Below are 14,454 nucleotides of genomic sequence, written 5' to 3'. Positions count from 1 at the left end.
CCGGAAGGCTGCGGCGGGAATGGGTCTTAGTAGTGCTCCTCGAAGCGCTTTGCGAGCTCTTCGATGTTCTCCGGCGGCCAGCCCGGCACTTCCATGCCGAGGTGCAGGCCCATGGAAGCGAGCACTTCCTTGATCTCGTTCAGCGACTTGCGGCCGAAGTTCGGGGTGCGGAGCATTTCCGCCTCGGACTTCTGGATGAGGTCGCCGATATAGACGATGTTGTCGTTCTTGAGGCAGTTCGCCGAGCGGACCGACAGCTCGAGCTCGTCCACCTTCTTGAGCAGCGCGGGGTTGAACGGCAGCTGCGGAGCAGCGGCAGCGGTCTCTTCCTTGCGGGGCTCTTCGAAGTTCACGAAGACCTGGAGCTGATCCTGAAGGATGCGGGCGGCATAGGCCACTGCATCTTCCGGGGTCACGGAACCGTTGGTCTCCACGGTCATGGTGAGCTTGTCGTAATCGAGAATCTGGCCCTCGCGGGTGTTCTCGATGCGGTAAGACACCTTCTTGACCGGGCTGTAGAGCGAGTCGACCGGGATGAGGCCGATGGGCGCATCCTCAGCGCGGTTGCGCTCGGACGGCACGTAGCCCTTGCCGGTGTTGACCGTGAACTCCATGCGGATTTCCGCGCCCTCGTCGAGGGTGCAGAGCACGAGATCGGGGTTCAGGATCTGAACGTCGCCAATGGTGTTGATGTCGCCAGCGGTGACAGCGCCGGGGCCGGTCTTGCGAAGCGTCATGCGCTTCGGGCCCTCGCCCTGCATCTTGATGGCGATAGTCTTCACGTTGAGGACGATGTCCGTCACGTCCTCGCGGACGCCCGGGATCGACGAGAATTCATGCAGCACGCCGTCGATATGGATCGACGTCACGGCAGCGCCCTGCAGCGAAGACAGGAGGACGCGGCGCAGCGCATTGCCGAGCGTCGTACCGAAACCGCGCTCAAGCGGCTCGGCAACGACCGTCGCGACGCGCTTCGGATCGTCTCCCGGAGACACTTCGAGCTTGTTCGGCTTAATCAGCTCTTGCCAGTTCTTTTGGATCACAGCCACACCTCTTGAGGTACGGAATGAAGGTGGGTGCGCCCCACCCTGCAAACCGGAAAGCACGCGGGGCGAACCCGCGCGCCGGACGATCTTAGACGCGGCGGCGCTTGCGCGGGCGACAGCCGTTGTGCGGGATCGGCGTCACGTCACGGATCGAGGTGACGGTGAAACCGGCCGCCTGAAGCGCGCGGAGAGCCGACTCACGGCCCGAACCCGGACCGGACACCTCGACCTCGAGGGTGCGCATGCCGTGCTCGGCAGCCTTGCGGGCGGCGTCTTCAGCCGCGACCTGAGCCGCATACGGGGTCGACTTGCGCGAACCCTTGAAGCCCATCGCGCCGGCGGACGACCAAGAGATCGTGTTGCCCTGGGCGTCGGTGATGGTGATCATCGTGTTGTTGAACGAGGCGTTCACGTGAGCGACGCCCGACACGATGTTCTTGCGTTCGCGGCGGCGGACGCGAGTAGCTTCTTTAGCCATTCTTCTAGTCCTTCAAACGCGCCCGTCATGCCAGGCGCTCGGGAGTTTCACTTAGTCGTCATGGCCGGGCTCGTCCCGGCCATCGTATTCAAACTGCGCCATACGCGGCGTGAGATCCCCGGGTCAGGCCGGGGATGACCTTGGGCGGGAAACCCGCCCTACGGTCACTTCTTCTTGCCGGCGATCGGCTTTGACTTGCCCTTGCGGGTGCGCGCATTGGTGTGCGTGCGCTGACCGCGAACCGGCAGGCTGCGGCGATGGCGAAGACCACGGTAAGCAGCGAGGTCCATGAGACGCTTGATGTTCATGGAAACGTCGCGGCGCAGATCACCTTCCACCATATAGTCGCGGTCGATGGTCTCACGGATCTGCAGCACTTCCGCGTCGGTGAGCTGATTCACACGACGCTCGGCCGGAATGTTCACCTTCTCGATGATTTCCTGGGCCTTCTTGGGGCCAATGCCGTGGATGTACTGAAGCGCGATGACGACGCGCTTGTTGGTCGGAATATTAACGCCTGCAATACGGGCCATTGCCGTCTCCATGTGATCGGGATTTAAAGCCCCGATGAGGGTTATCGCGCGTCCGGTGGAGGCCGGCCCTTGCGCGGGATTATTGAAAACACAACAATCGGGAGCGGCCCCTCACGGAGCCCTCCCGTCGCGTGTTCCTGTGCGAGAGCGGGTTCCTTAACGGATGAACACCGGGGCGTCAAGCGCTTAGTGTCAGAGCTAGACCCGAACGGACCGCTTCCAGTCACCTTACACGAAGCCCTGGACATACCCACGGAACACGACAGACAGTTTGACGGATAACGTTTCCGCCAAACCAATTCGCAGATCAGCGCCCCAGGATGCCCTTGATCGCTTCCGTCACCTCGTCGATGGCCTTCATGCCGTCAACGGTCTTCAGGTCGCCCTTGGACGCGTAATAGCTCGAGAGCGGCGCGGTCTGGGCCTTGTAGGCCTCGAGGCGGGTCTTGAAGACGTCCGGGTTGTCGTCCTTGCGGACGGCCTCGCCACGGGCCTCGGTTTCCTTCGCGCGCTTGACGATGCGGTCCACGAGAGCCTCGTGATCGACCTTGAACTCGATCACGGCGTCGAGCTTCAGGCCCTTGCCGGCGAGCATCTTGTCGAGCCCTTCGGCCTGCGCGACCGTGCGCGGGAACCCGTCGAGGATGAAGCCCTTCTGGGCGTCGGCTTCCTCGATGCGATCCGCGACGATGCCAAGCACGACTTCATCCGAAACCAGGTCGCCCCGGTCCATGATCGCCTTGGCCTTGAGACCGACCGGCGTGCCGGCAGCGACAGCAGCGCGAAGCATGTCGCCGGTCGAGAGCTGGGGAATGCCCAGACGCTCAACCAGCCGCGCGGCCTGGGTGCCTTTTCCGGCGCCCGGCGGTCCCAACAGTATGATTCTCATCGAGCCCCCCTGCTTCGTCGAGAATAGCCACCCGCGGAGAGAACCGCGGGGGAAAGATTAGCGGCGGCGGCTTCCCTTGAGCTTCGCCTTCTTCACGAGCCCCTCATACTGGTGGGCCAGCAGATGTCCGTGAACTTGCGCCACGGTGTCCATCGTAACGGAAACCACAATCAGAAGAGAAGTGCCGCCAAAGTAGAAGGGCAGCGCCGCATACGAAACGAGAAGTTCCGGAATGAGGCAGATGATGACGAGATAGGCCGCGCCGAGCACAGTGATGCGGGTCAGGACCGTATCGATGTAATCCGCCGTGCGCTCACCTGGGCGAATGCCCGGAATGAAGCCGCCCTGCTTCTTGAGATTGTCGGCGGTCTCCTGCGGATTGAACACGATGGCCGTGTAGAAGAACGCGAAGAAGATGATCAGGGCCGCGTAGAAGACCATATAGGCCGGACGTCCATGACCGAGATAGGTCGTCAGCATCGAGATGATGCCCGTGCCGTCCGAGGCTGTCTGGAAGCTCGCGATGGTCGCAGGCAGAAGCAGCAACGAGGATGCGAAGATCGGCGGAATGACGCCCGAGGTATTGAGCTTGAGCGGCAGGAACGAGGTCTGCCCCTCGTACATGCGGTTGCCGACCTGGCGCTTCGGATAGTTGATGAGCAGGCGGCGCTGGGCGCGCTCCATGAACACCACGAAATAGATGATGGCCACCGCCATCACGATGACGCCGAGGATCAGGCCGGTGGAGATCGCCCCCTGGCGGCCAAGCTCCAGCGTGCCCGCAATCGCATGGGGGAGGTTCGCGACAATGCCGGCGAAGATGATGAGCGACGTGCCGTTACCAATGCCGCGCGAGGTGATCTGCTCGCCGAGCCACATCAGGAACATGGTGCCGCCGGTCAGGGTGATGACCGTCGAAATCAGGAAGAACGGCCCGGGATTGGCGACGATGCCGCCGGAACTCTGCAGACCGACCGCAATGCCCCAGGATTGGAACAGCGCGAGGAGAACGGTGAGATAGCGGGTGTACTGGTTGAGGATCTTGCGGCCCGCCTCGCCTTCCTTCTTCAAGGCTTCGAGGGTCGGCAGTACCGAAGTCAGCAGCTGCACGATGATCGATGCCGAGATGTAGGGCATGATGTTGAGGGCGAAGATCGCCATGCGCTCAACCGCGCCGCCCGAGAACATGTTGAACAGGCCGAGCACGCCGCCGCTGGCGTTCTGGAAGCTCTGGCGCAGCGCTTCGGGATTGATGCCCGGCAGCGGGATATAGGTGCCCAGCCGGTAAACGAGGAGAGCGCCAAGGGTAAACCAAATGCGCTTCTTCAACTCCTCGGCTTTGGCGAGAGCGCCGAAGTTGATGTTTGCCGCCAGTTGCTCGGCTGCTGAAGCCATCGTCTCGTCCCCGATATCTCTTGGAGCGCGGTTCGATCGCAGAATCGACCGGAGCCCAAAAAATCTTTTACCGCATGTCCCCAGCACGAACCCGAAGGTTCCTGCGGAAAATGTCATTTCTGCGTGATGCACACGCAAACGGCGGCCGCGCGATCATACGCGGGCCGCCGCTTGGATCTTGCTTAATGTGGGCGCTGGATCACGCCTGCGCAACGGCGCCCAGAAGGGTCACCGAACCACCAGCCTTCTCGATCGCCTGGACGGCCGACTTGGACGCACCGGCAACCTGGAAAGCAAGCTTCGCCTTGAGCTCGCCGACGCCCAGGATCTTCACTCCGTCGCGCGGCTTGGACACGACACCGGCAGCCACCAGTGACTCGATGGTCACGGGAGCAGCCTTGTCGAGCTTGCCGGCCTCGATGGCCTGCTGAATGCGGCCGACATTGACCTCATTCAGATCGATCGCGTTCGGCTTGTTGAAGCCGCGCTTCGGCAGGCGACGATGCAACGGCATCTGACCGCCTTCGAAGCCCTTGATGGCGACGCCCGTACGGGACGTCTGACCCTTCACGCCACGACCACCGGTCTTGCCCTTGCCGGAGCCGATACCACGGCCGACACGCATGCGGTTCTTCGAGGCGCCTTCGTTGTCACGAATTTCATTCAGTTTCATGACGCTCTCCTCACTGCCCGTCGACAACGCGCACGAGGTGCTTGACCTTCTCGATCATCCCACGCACGGAGGGCGTATCGACAAGGGTCGAGGTCCGATGGAGCTTGTTGAGCTTGAGGCCGATCAGCGTCTGGCGCTGCTTACCCTCGCGGCGGATCGGCGAGCCGATCTGCTCAACGGTGACTGTTTGCGCCGAAGCGGCGGCAGGCTTCTTTGCCATGATGACAGCCTCCCTTACGCTTCAGAGCCAGCGGCTTCGCCTTCGCCCGCGTCACGACGACGGGACTGCAGGGCCGAAACCTTCAGGCCGCGACGAGCGGCGACCGAACGCGGGCTATCCTCGTTCTTGAGCGCGTCGAAAGTCGCGCGGACGAGGTTGTACGGGTTCGACGAGCCGAGCGACTTGGCGACGACGTCCTGCATGCCGACCGTTTCGAAGACGGCGCGCATCGGGCCGCCGGCGATGATGCCGGTACCCTGCGGGGCAGCGCGAAGGATGACCTTGCCGGCGCCGTGACGACCGTGGACGTCATGGTGCAGGGTGCGGCCTTCGCGGAGCGCGACGCGGATCATCGAGCGCTTGGCGGCATCGGTCGCCTTGCGGATCGCTTCCGGAACTTCGCGGGCCTTGCCGTGACCGAAGCCGACGCGACCCTTCTGGTCGCCGACGACGACGAGAGCGGCGAAGCCGAAGCGACGACCACCCTTCACGACCTTCGCGACGCGGTTGATGTGGACCAACCGATCGACGAATTCGCTGTCGCGTTCTTCGCGATCAGCGCGTTCTCTTGGTTCTCTTGCCATGAGACCTCTCACTTGCGCGGGCGGCGGGCCCGCTCGCTTCAGGGGTTTTCTATACCCGCCGTTTAGAAATCGAGACCGCCCTCACGAGCCGCGTCGGCCAGAGCCTTCACGCGACCGTGGAACAGGTAACCGGAACGATCGAAAACGACCTGCTTCACGCCGGCCTTCGCCGCGCGCTCGGCGACGAGCTTTCCAACCGCCTTGGCCGCGTCAACGGTCGCGCCGGTCTTGAGCTTGCCTTTGAGATCCTTTTCGAGGGTCGATGCCGAAGCGACGGTATGACCGCGCACGTCGTCGATGACCTGGGCGTAGATCTGCTTGGAAGAACGGAAAACCGACAACCGCGGGCGTCCGTTCGCTGCTTGCTTGATCGCACGGCGCACACGAGCCTTGCGGCGATCTTCAGCGCCTTTCTTATCAGCCATGATGCGTCGTCCTTACTTCTTCTTGCCTTCCTTGCGGAAGATGAATTCGTCGGAATACTTGACGCCCTTGCCCTTGTAGGGCTCCGGACCGCGATACTCGCGGATCTCGGCGGCGGTCTGTCCGACCTTTTGCTTGTCGATACCGGAAACCACGACTTCCGTCGGCTTCGGCGTCGCAATCGTGACACCCGCCGGGATTTCGTAGTCGATATCGTGGCTGTAGCCCAGCGAGAGCTTCAGCACCTTGCCAGCGACAGCGGCCTTGTAGCCGACGCCGTTGATCTCAAGACGCTTCTCGAAGCCCTTGGAGACGCCCTCGACCAGGTTCGCCACCTGAGCGCGGGACATGCCCCACTTCGCACGGGCCGTCTTGGAGGTGTCGCGCGGATTCACCGACACGGCGCCATTCTCAAGAACAACCTTCACTTCCTCGGGAACGACGAACGAGAGCTCGCCCTTCGTACCCTTAACCTTCACCGTCTGGCCGTCGACAGTCGCCGTCACACCCGACGGAACCGGAACCGGCTTTTTGCCTACTCGAGACATTCTCAATCTCCCGTGGTTCTGTGCTGCTACCGGTCTTAGAAGACCTTGCAGAGCACTTCGCCGCCGACGTTCTTCTCACGGGCCTCGTGATCGGCCATCACGCCCTGAGGGGTCGAGATGATGGTGATGCCAAGGCCGTCGGCCACGCGCGGCATGGTGTCAACGGACGTGTACACACGACGGCCGGGCTTGGACACGCGCTCGATGGTGCGGATCACAGGCTGGTTGTCGTAGTACTTGAGTTCGATCGAGAACTCGGTGCGGCCATTGCCGAACTCGGTCTGCGAGTAATCGCGGATGTAACCCTCGGACTTCAGAACGTCGAGGACACGAGCACGAAGCTTCGAACCAGGGGTCGTGACAGTTCCGCGACGGCGCATCTGCGCGTTACGGATACGGGTGAGCATATCGCCCAACGGATCGTTGATCATACGGAGCCCTCCCTTACCAGCTGGACTTCACGAGGCCGGGGATCAGGCCCTTGGAGCCCAATTCACGGAGCGCGATGCGGGACATGCCGAGCTTACGGTAGTAAGCGCGCGGACGGCCCGTGACCTCGCAACGGTTGCGGATCCGGGTCGGATTCGCATTGCGCGGCAGTTCAGCCAGCTTGAGGCGCGCAGCGAAGCGCTCCTCCATGGACTTCGACTCGTCGTTGGCGACAGCCAGAAGCCGCTCACGCTTGCCCGAGAACTTCTTCACGAGCTTGCGACGGCGATTGTTCTTCTCAATAGAGCTTTTCTTAGCCATTCGATTTTCTCCAGTGTCCGCGTATGAGGACGTCTGTCCTCACTGCCGGAACGGGAAGTTGAAGTGACGCAGGAGCGCACGGGCTTCGTCGTCGGTTTTCGCCGTAGTGGCGACAACCACGTCCATGCCCCACACCTGCTCGACCTTGTCGTAGCTGATCTCAGGGAACACCAGGTGCTCCTTGATACCGAGGGCATAGTTGCCACGGCCGTCGAACGACTTGGGGTTCAGGCCGCGGAAGTCGCGGACGCGGGGCAGAGCGATGGTCACGAGGCGGTCGATGAACTCGTACATGCGAGCCTTGCGCAGCGTGACCTTGGCGCCGATCGGCATGCCTTCGCGAACCTTGAACTGCGAAATAGCCTTACGGGCCTTCGTGATCACCGGCTTTTGGCCGGCGATGAGCGCGAGCTCCGAAGCGGCGACGTTCGCCTTCTTCGAATCCGCAGTCGACTCGCCAACGCCCATGTTCAGGACGATCTTGGTGATCGTCGGAACTTCCATGGGGTTCTTGTAGCCGAATTCCTTGATGAGCGCCGGACGCACCACTTCCTCGTAGTGCTTCTTCAGGCGCGGGGTGTAAACGTCCACCTTAGCCATCGATCAGCTCCCCAGAACGCTTGGCGACGCGGACCTTGCGGCCGTCGTCGAGAACCTTGAAACCAACCCGGGTCGGCTTGCCGTCCTTGGGGTCCGAATAAGCCAGGTTCGACAGGTGGATCGGAGCCTCTTTCGAGATGATCCCGCCTTCCTGGGCGGCAGTCTGCCGCTGGTGACGCTTGACGAGGTTCACGCCACGGACGAGCGCACGCTCTTCCTTCGGCAGAACCTGAACGACTTCGCCGGTCTTGCCCTTATCGCGACCGGTCAGAACGACGACCTTGTCGCCCTTCTTGATCTTAGCGGCCATTAGAGCACCTCCGGCGCCAGGGAAATAATCTTCATGTGGTTCTTGGCACGCAGCTCGCGCGGAACGGGCCCGAAAATACGGGTGCCCACCGGCTCCTTCTGATTGTTGATCAGAACGGCAGCGTTGCGGTCGAAGCGAATCACGGAGCCGTCGACGCGACGGATGTCCTTGGCGGTGCGAACGACGACCGCCTTCATGACGTCGCCCTTCTTCACGCGGCCACGCGGAATGGCTTCTTTGACGGAAACGACGATGATATCGCCGACAGAAGCGTACTTGCGCTTCGAACCACCGAGAACCTTGATGCACATCACGCGACGCGCGCCGGAATTGTCGGCAACGTCTAGATTCGTCTGCATCTGGATCATGGCTTTGATCCTTTCCTTTGTTTCAGACAGGTTTCCGGACCAAGGCAGGATTGCCTTCCCGGACTACGCCTGACGGGGATCTGATGTCCCCTGCCCTTCATAATTGTCGAGAGGGCGGCCGTATACACGAGCCACCCTCGAGAGACAAGCCCTAGCGGAAACCTTTTAGGCCTTCGCTTGGTTGACGAGCACCCAGGTCTTGAGTTTGGAGATCGGCTTGGACTCCTCGATGGAGACCGTATCGCCGACCTTCGCCGTGTTATTCTCGTCATGAGCGTGGTAGTGCTTCGTCCGACGCACGGTCTTCTTCATGACCGGGTGCGTGAAACGGCGCTCCACCTTCACAACGACCGTCTTATCCTGCTTATCGCTGATAACGACGCCTTGCAAAACGCGCTTCGGCATTTTGATCCCCTTTAAGCCTTCGCCGTCGCCGACTTCTGGCGCTGCAGCGTCTTGACGCGGGCGACATCCTTGCGGACCTCACGGACACGTCCGGTGTTCTCGAGCTGGTTGGTCGCGCGCTGGAAGCGAAGGTTGAACTGCTCCTTCTTGAGCTTCAGCAACTCGTCCTGCAGCTGATCGTTCGACATCGCCTTGAGGTCGGAGAATCTCTGTTTAGACTTCATAATCCCCTCCTCACTCGGCAATGCGCTGGATGAAGCGCGTCTTGATCGGAAGCTTCGCGGCGCCGAGGCGGAGAGCCTCGCGAGCGATATCCTCCGGCACGCCGTCGATCTCGAACATGATGCGGCCCGGCTTGACGCGGGCTGCCCAGAATTCGGGAGCGCCTTTACCCTTACCCATACGCACTTCGGTCGGCTTCGACGACACCGGCACGTCCGGGAAAATACGGATCCACACACGACCAGCGCGCTTCATGGCGCGGGTGATCGCACGACGAGCCGCCTCGATCTGACGAGCATTGACACGCTCGGGTTCCATCGCCTTCAGGCCGAACTGGCCGAAGTTGAGGTCCGTGCCGCCCTTCGCAGTACCGGAAATCCGGCCTTTGAACTGCTTACGGAACTTTGTTTTCTTCGGTTGCAACATGGCAAACCTCTCCTGACCCCTCGGTTACGCCGCTTGCTCGCGGCGGCCACCCGAGCGGCCTCCCTCGTCGTTCATGCGCTTGTCCTGCGCCATCGGGTCGTGCTCAAGGATTTCGCCCTTGAAGATCCAGACCTTGATGCCGCAAGTGCCATAGGTGGTGAAAGCGGTCGCTGTGCCGTAATCGACATCCGCACGCAGCGTGTGCAGCGGAACGCGACCTTCACGATACCATTCCAGGCGCGCGATCTCAGCCCCGCCGAGACGGCCGGAGCAGTTGATGCGGATGCCTTCGGCGCCCAGACGCATCGCCGACTGAACGGCGCGCTTCATGGCGCGGCGGAAAGCGACACGGCGCTCGAGCTGCTGGGCGATCGAGTCGGCCACCAGCGTCGCGTCGACTTCCGGCTTGCGGACTTCGACGATGTTGATCGCGACATCCGCGTCGGTCATCTTCGAGACGAGCTTACGCAGCTTCTCGATGTCCGCGCCCTTCTTGCCGATGACCACGCCCGGACGACCCGAGTGAATGGTGACGCGGCACTTCTTGTGCGGACGCTCGATCACGATCTTCGAAACGGCGGCCTGCTTCAGCATCTTCATAAGAGCTTCGCGGATCGCCATGTCCTCATGCATCAGCTTGGCGTACTCGCCCTTGCCGGCGAACCAGCGCGAGTCCCAGGTCCGGTTGATGCCGAGCCGAAGACCGATCGGGTTAATTTTCTGACCCATCTGGTTCTCCTTTATGCCTGTTCGGCGGCGACTTCGCGAACCACGATCGTGAGGTTCGAGAAGGGCTTCATGATGCGGGCGCCACGGCCGCGAGCGCGGGCGTGGAAGCGCTTCATAACCAGCGCCTTGCCGACGAAAGCCTGGCTGACGACGAGATCGTCCACATCGAGATTGTGGTTGTTCTCGGCGTTGGCGATGGCGCTCTGCAGGCACTTGCGGACATCGACCGCAATGCGCTTGCGCGAGAATTCCAGATCGGCCAGAGCGGTCGAAACCTTCTTGCCGCGGATCAAGCCCGCGACGAGATTGAGCTTCTGGGGACTGACGCGCAGCATGCGGGCAACGGCTTTCGCCTCGTTGTCACCCAGCGCGCGAGGAGTAGCGGCCTTACCCATCTTACTTCCTCTTCGCCTTCTTGTCCGCCGCGTGGCCGTGGAAGGTGCGGGTCGGCGAGAACTCGCCGAACTTGTGACCCACCATTTCCTCGCTCACGTAGACGGGAATGTGCTTCTGACCGTTGTAGACCCCAAACGTGAGGCCCACGAACTGCGGGAGGATCGTGGAGCGGCGGCTCCAGATCTTGATGACCTCTGCGCGGCCCGACCCACGGGCAGCCTCGGCCTTCTTGAGGAGGTAGCCGTCGACGAACGGACCCTTCCAAAGCGAACGTGCCATGACGTGCCTCTTAGCCCTTCTTCTTCCGTGCGTGGCGGCTCGACACGATGAACTTGTCGGTCCGCTTGTTCGAACGGGTTTTCTTGCCCTTGGTCGGAATACCCCACGGGGTCACCGGATGGCGGCCGCCCGAAGTACGACCCTCACCACCACCGTGCGGGTGGTCGATCGGGTTCATGGTGACGCCGCGGTTATGCGGACGCTTGCCGAGCCAGCGATTACGACCGGCCTTACCGATCGAAATGTTCATGTGGTCCGGGTTCGACACGGCGCCGACTGTGGCGAAGCACTGGCCATGGACCAGACGCTGCTCGCCGGAGTTCAGACGAACCGTCACGTAACCCTGGTCGCGGCCCACGATCTGGGCGTAGGTACCGGCGGAGCGGGCGATAGCGCCGCCACGGCCGATCTTCAGCTCCACATTGTGGATGATGGTGCCGACCGGCATGTTGCCGATGGGCATCGCGTTGCCGGGCTTGATGTCGACCTGCTCGCCGGCCGACACCTGATCGCCGACAGCCAGACGCTGCGGGGCCAGGATGTAGGAGAGCGCGCCATCGGCGTAGCGGATCAGCGCGATGAAGGCGGTGCGGTTCGGATCGTACTCGATCCGCTCCACGGTCGCCACATCGCCCATACGGCCACGACGCTTGAAGTCGACCAGGCGCAGGGTGCGCTTATGACCACCGCCACGGAAGCGGACGGTGACGCGACCCAGGTTGTTACGGCCGCCCGAGGACTTCTTGCCCTCGGTCAGCGACTTGACCGGCTTGCCCTTGTAGAGCTCGCTGCGGTCGACGATCACCAGCTGGCGCAGGCCGGGGGTGATCGGTTTGAATGTCTTCAATGCCATCGGATCACTCTCTCAATCGATCAGAGGCCCGTCGTGACGTCGATGGTCTGGCCCTCTTCGAGGGTCACGACCGCCTTCTTCACGTCCGACCGCTGGCCACGGGTGCCGCGGAACATCTTCACTTTGCCTTTGGTGACGAGCGTGTTGACGCTCTTCACCTTGACATCGAACAGCTTCTCCACCGCTTCCTTGATCTGCGGCTTCGTCGCATCCGGCGACACCTTGAAGACGACCTTGTTGTGTTCGGACAGGGTCGTAGCCTTCTCGGTGATGACCGGGCTTACGATCACATCGTAATGGCGCGGGTCCAGGCTCATTTGAAGCGCGCCTCCAGCGCATCGACAGCCGCCTTCGTGAGAACGAGCTTCTCGCGACGGAGAATGTCATAGACGTTGATGCCCTGCACCGGCAGGACGTCGATGTTCGGAATGTTGCGAGCGGCGCGCTCGAAATTCGTCTCGATCTCGGCGCCGCCGATGATCAGGGCGTTGCCCAGACCCAGCTTGCCGAAATGCTCGACGAGAGCCTTCGTCTTTGGCTCGGAGAGCTTCACATCGTCGACGACGATGAGCGAAGCGCCCTTGGCCTTGGTCGAAAGCGCGTGCTTCAGAGCGAGCGCACGGACCTTCTTGGGAAGATCGTGAGCGTGGCTGCGAACAACCGGGCCGAACGCGCGACCACCGCCCCGGAACTGGGGAGCGCTCGCAGCGCCGTGGCGAGCGCCGCCGGTGCCCTTCTGCTTGTAGACCTTTTTGGTCGTGCGATCGATCGCCGAACGGTTCTTCACGGCATGCGTGCCAGCCTGACGCTTGGCGAGCTGCCAACGGACGCAACGGGCGAGCAGGTCGGCGCGGGGCTCGAGACCGAAAATGGCCTCGTCGAGCTCAACCGAACCGGACTTCTTGCCCTCGAGCGTGGTGACATCGAGCTTCATCACGCATTCTCCTCAGAAGCTTGGGCGGCAGCAGCCGGCGCAGCATCGTTGGCGGCCGAGCGGAACTTGCCGGGCATCGGCACATCCTTCGGCAGCTTCCGCTTCACCGCGTCACGGACGTAGATCCAGCCGCCGGCAACGCCGGGGACGGCGCCTTCGACGAGGATCAGACCGCGCTCGACGTCGGTCGAGACAACACGCAGGTTCTGCGTGGTGACGCGCTCGACACCGAGGTGACCCGGCATCTTCTTGTTCTTGAAGGTCTTGCCCGGATCCTGGCGGCCACCGGTCGAACCGATGGAGCGGTGTGAGACCGACACGCCGTGCGAGGCGCGCAGACCGCCGAAGTTCCAGCGCTTCATACCGCCGGCGAAGCCCTTACCCGTCGTGGTGCCCGTCACATCGACGAACTGACCGGCGACGAAGTGGTCCGCGGTAATCTCGGCGCCCACGGGGATGACAGCATCCTCGGAGACGCGGAATTCCGCGAGCTTCTGCTTCGGCTCGACCTTGGCGACGGCGAAACGCCCGCGCTCGGCCTTCGAAACGTTCTTGACCTTGGCCTTGCCGACGCCGACCTGCAGCGCGGTGTAGCCATTCTTTTCCTTGGTCCGATGGGCGACCACCTGGCACTGGTCGACCTTAAGAACCGTGACCGGGACATGTTCACCGGCATCCGTGAAGATGCGGGTCATCCCGAGTTTCTGTGCAATGACGCCTGAGCGCATGTGCCTATCCTCTCGACGTGTCTACCGTTTGCTCAAAACCGCGGGGCTTAGAGCTTGATTTCCACGTCCACGCCCGCGGCGAGGTCGAGCTTCATCAGCGCGTCCACGGTTTGGGGAGTGGGGTCCACGATATCGAGAACGCGCTTGTGAGTGCGCATCTCGAACTGCTCACGCGACTTCTTGTCGATGTGAGGCGAGCGAAGAACCGTAAAGCGCTCAATGCGCGTCGGCAGCGGGATGGGCCCGCGCACCTGGGCGCCGGTCCGCTTCGCGGTCGACACGATTTCGCGTGTCGATGCGTCGAGGATCCGATGGTCGAACGCCTTAAGGCGAATGCGAATATTCTGACCGTTCATGGGTTGCCCCGTTCAACGAGGAAGGACGGGCCGGTGGAGCCGGCCCTGCCCCTCTTCAAAATTAATCCATAACCGCTGCGACGACGCCGGCGCCGACGGTGCGGCCACCTTCACGGATAGCGAAGCGGAGCTTCTCTTCCATGGCGATCGGAACGATCAGCTGAACTTCCATGGCGATGTTGTCGCCCGGCATCACCATCTCGGTGCCCTCGGGAAGCGTCACCACGCCCGTCACGTCCGTCGTACGGAAGTAGAACTGCGGACGGTAGTTCGTGAAGAACGGCGTATGACGGCCGCCCTCTTCCTTGG

Annotated in this window: 27 protein-coding genes; all 27 read right to left on the bottom strand. The window is 62.2% G+C overall.

All coding sequences use genetic code 11. The features are described 5' to 3' along the window. Nucleotides 1-26: 26 nt before the first annotated feature. Complete coding sequence (locus tag DQW91_RS12375) at nt 27-1,043, bottom strand: DNA-directed RNA polymerase subunit alpha (protein ID WP_112663965.1); 1,017 nt, start codon at nt 1,041-1,043, stop codon at nt 27-29. 91 nt (nt 1,044-1,134) lie between these two features. Further along, nucleotides 1,135-1,524, bottom strand: a complete 390-nt coding sequence (gene rpsK, locus DQW91_RS12370; protein WP_112663964.1) for a 30S ribosomal protein S11 — start codon at nt 1,522-1,524, stop codon at nt 1,135-1,137. Nucleotides 1,525-1,688: 164 nt separating this feature from the next. Next, the gene (gene rpsM / locus DQW91_RS12365) at nt 1,689-2,057 is read right to left on the bottom strand and encodes a 30S ribosomal protein S13 (RefSeq protein ID WP_112663963.1); all 369 of its coding nucleotides are present in this window, start codon (nt 2,055-2,057) and stop codon (nt 1,689-1,691) included. Between the two features lie 307 nt (nt 2,058-2,364). After that, the gene (locus tag DQW91_RS12360) at nt 2,365-2,946 is read right to left on the bottom strand and encodes an adenylate kinase (RefSeq protein WP_112663962.1); all 582 of its coding nucleotides are present in this window, start codon (nt 2,944-2,946) and stop codon (nt 2,365-2,367) included. A gap of 57 nt (nt 2,947-3,003) precedes the next feature. Then, entirely contained in the window at nt 3,004-4,341 is a 1,338-nt protein-coding gene (gene secY, locus DQW91_RS12355) for a preprotein translocase subunit SecY (RefSeq protein ID WP_112663961.1), read from the bottom strand. A gap of 199 nt (nt 4,342-4,540) precedes the next feature. Beyond that, nucleotides 4,541-5,014 carry a 50S ribosomal protein L15 gene (gene rplO / locus DQW91_RS12350; protein WP_112663960.1) on the bottom strand — a complete coding sequence of 158 codons (474 nt, stop codon included), beginning with the start codon at nt 5,012-5,014 and terminating at the stop codon, nt 4,541-4,543. 10 nt (nt 5,015-5,024) lie between these two features. Then, nucleotides 5,025-5,234 carry a 50S ribosomal protein L30 gene (gene rpmD / locus DQW91_RS12345; protein WP_112663959.1) on the bottom strand — a complete coding sequence of 70 codons (210 nt, stop codon included), beginning with the start codon at nt 5,232-5,234 and terminating at the stop codon, nt 5,025-5,027. 14 nt (nt 5,235-5,248) lie between these two features. Next, nucleotides 5,249-5,818 carry a 30S ribosomal protein S5 gene (gene rpsE / locus DQW91_RS12340; RefSeq protein WP_112663958.1) on the bottom strand — a complete coding sequence of 190 codons (570 nt, stop codon included), beginning with the start codon at nt 5,816-5,818 and terminating at the stop codon, nt 5,249-5,251. Nucleotides 5,819-5,880: 62 nt separating this feature from the next. After that, the gene (rplR, locus tag DQW91_RS12335; protein WP_112663957.1) at nt 5,881-6,243 is read right to left on the bottom strand and encodes a 50S ribosomal protein L18; all 363 of its coding nucleotides are present in this window, start codon (nt 6,241-6,243) and stop codon (nt 5,881-5,883) included. Between the two features lie 12 nt (nt 6,244-6,255). Beyond that, entirely contained in the window at nt 6,256-6,789 is a 534-nt protein-coding gene (rplF, locus tag DQW91_RS12330; protein WP_112663956.1) for a 50S ribosomal protein L6, read from the bottom strand. A gap of 35 nt (nt 6,790-6,824) precedes the next feature. Next, nucleotides 6,825-7,220: a 30S ribosomal protein S8 gene (gene rpsH / locus DQW91_RS12325; protein WP_112663955.1), complete on the bottom strand. Its 396-nt coding sequence runs from the start codon at nt 7,218-7,220 to the stop codon at nt 6,825-6,827. Between the two features lie 13 nt (nt 7,221-7,233). Then, entirely contained in the window at nt 7,234-7,539 is a 306-nt protein-coding gene (gene rpsN / locus DQW91_RS12320) for a 30S ribosomal protein S14 (RefSeq protein WP_112663954.1), read from the bottom strand. A gap of 39 nt (nt 7,540-7,578) precedes the next feature. After that, nucleotides 7,579-8,139, bottom strand: coding sequence for a 50S ribosomal protein L5 (rplE, locus tag DQW91_RS12315; RefSeq protein WP_112663953.1), 561 nt, complete (start codon nt 8,137-8,139; stop codon nt 7,579-7,581). Next, a complete protein-coding gene (gene rplX, locus DQW91_RS12310; protein ID WP_112663952.1) occupies nt 8,132-8,449 on the bottom strand; it encodes a 50S ribosomal protein L24 in 318 nt (105 codons plus the stop codon). Before rplX ends, rplE begins: the two co-directional genes overlap by 8 nt. After that, nucleotides 8,449-8,817: a 50S ribosomal protein L14 gene (gene rplN, locus DQW91_RS12305; protein WP_099511397.1), complete on the bottom strand. Its 369-nt coding sequence runs from the start codon at nt 8,815-8,817 to the stop codon at nt 8,449-8,451. Before rplN ends, rplX begins: the two co-directional genes overlap by 1 nt. Nucleotides 8,818-8,982: 165 nt before the next feature. Continuing rightward, nucleotides 8,983-9,222: a 30S ribosomal protein S17 gene (gene rpsQ, locus DQW91_RS12300; protein WP_112663951.1), complete on the bottom strand. Its 240-nt coding sequence runs from the start codon at nt 9,220-9,222 to the stop codon at nt 8,983-8,985. Nucleotides 9,223-9,233: 11 nt separating this feature from the next. Further along, the gene (gene rpmC / locus DQW91_RS12295) at nt 9,234-9,446 is read right to left on the bottom strand and encodes a 50S ribosomal protein L29 (protein ID WP_112663950.1); all 213 of its coding nucleotides are present in this window, start codon (nt 9,444-9,446) and stop codon (nt 9,234-9,236) included. A gap of 10 nt (nt 9,447-9,456) precedes the next feature. Further along, nucleotides 9,457-9,870: a 50S ribosomal protein L16 gene (gene rplP / locus DQW91_RS12290; RefSeq protein WP_112663949.1), complete on the bottom strand. Its 414-nt coding sequence runs from the start codon at nt 9,868-9,870 to the stop codon at nt 9,457-9,459. Between the two features lie 24 nt (nt 9,871-9,894). Beyond that, a complete protein-coding gene (gene rpsC / locus DQW91_RS12285) occupies nt 9,895-10,599 on the bottom strand; it encodes a 30S ribosomal protein S3 (protein WP_112663948.1) in 705 nt (234 codons plus the stop codon). Between the two features lie 11 nt (nt 10,600-10,610). Further along, a complete protein-coding gene (gene rplV / locus DQW91_RS12280; RefSeq protein WP_112663947.1) occupies nt 10,611-10,994 on the bottom strand; it encodes a 50S ribosomal protein L22 in 384 nt (127 codons plus the stop codon). A gap of 1 nt (nt 10,995) precedes the next feature. Further along, nucleotides 10,996-11,274, bottom strand: a complete 279-nt coding sequence (rpsS, locus tag DQW91_RS12275) for a 30S ribosomal protein S19 (RefSeq protein WP_112663946.1) — start codon at nt 11,272-11,274, stop codon at nt 10,996-10,998. 10 nt (nt 11,275-11,284) lie between these two features. Beyond that, complete coding sequence (gene rplB, locus DQW91_RS12270; RefSeq protein WP_112663945.1) at nt 11,285-12,127, bottom strand: 50S ribosomal protein L2; 843 nt, start codon at nt 12,125-12,127, stop codon at nt 11,285-11,287. A gap of 20 nt (nt 12,128-12,147) precedes the next feature. Continuing rightward, nucleotides 12,148-12,444, bottom strand: a complete 297-nt coding sequence (locus DQW91_RS12265; protein ID WP_112663944.1) for a 50S ribosomal protein L23 — start codon at nt 12,442-12,444, stop codon at nt 12,148-12,150. Beyond that, nucleotides 12,441-13,061: a 50S ribosomal protein L4 gene (gene rplD / locus DQW91_RS12260; protein WP_112663943.1), complete on the bottom strand. Its 621-nt coding sequence runs from the start codon at nt 13,059-13,061 to the stop codon at nt 12,441-12,443. The genes DQW91_RS12265 and rplD overlap by 4 nt, the downstream gene beginning before the upstream one ends. Continuing rightward, nucleotides 13,061-13,789 carry a 50S ribosomal protein L3 gene (rplC, locus tag DQW91_RS12255; protein WP_112663942.1) on the bottom strand — a complete coding sequence of 243 codons (729 nt, stop codon included), beginning with the start codon at nt 13,787-13,789 and terminating at the stop codon, nt 13,061-13,063. Before rplC ends, rplD begins: the two co-directional genes overlap by 1 nt. A gap of 47 nt (nt 13,790-13,836) precedes the next feature. Next, complete coding sequence (gene rpsJ / locus DQW91_RS12250) at nt 13,837-14,145, bottom strand: 30S ribosomal protein S10 (RefSeq protein ID WP_009764298.1); 309 nt, start codon at nt 14,143-14,145, stop codon at nt 13,837-13,839. A gap of 61 nt (nt 14,146-14,206) precedes the next feature. Then, nucleotides 14,207-14,454 (bottom strand): EF-Tu C-terminal domain-related protein (locus tag DQW91_RS12245; protein WP_483466624.1); only part of this gene is annotated, 248 nt, incomplete at its 5' end.

It is taken from the genome of Microvirga flavescens, from assembly GCF_003290125.1.
Lineage (GTDB): Bacteria > Pseudomonadota > Alphaproteobacteria > Rhizobiales > Beijerinckiaceae > Microvirga > Microvirga flavescens.
The sequence above is the reverse complement of the archived record's forward strand: the minus strand, read 5'-3'. Positions and strand labels throughout refer to the sequence as shown.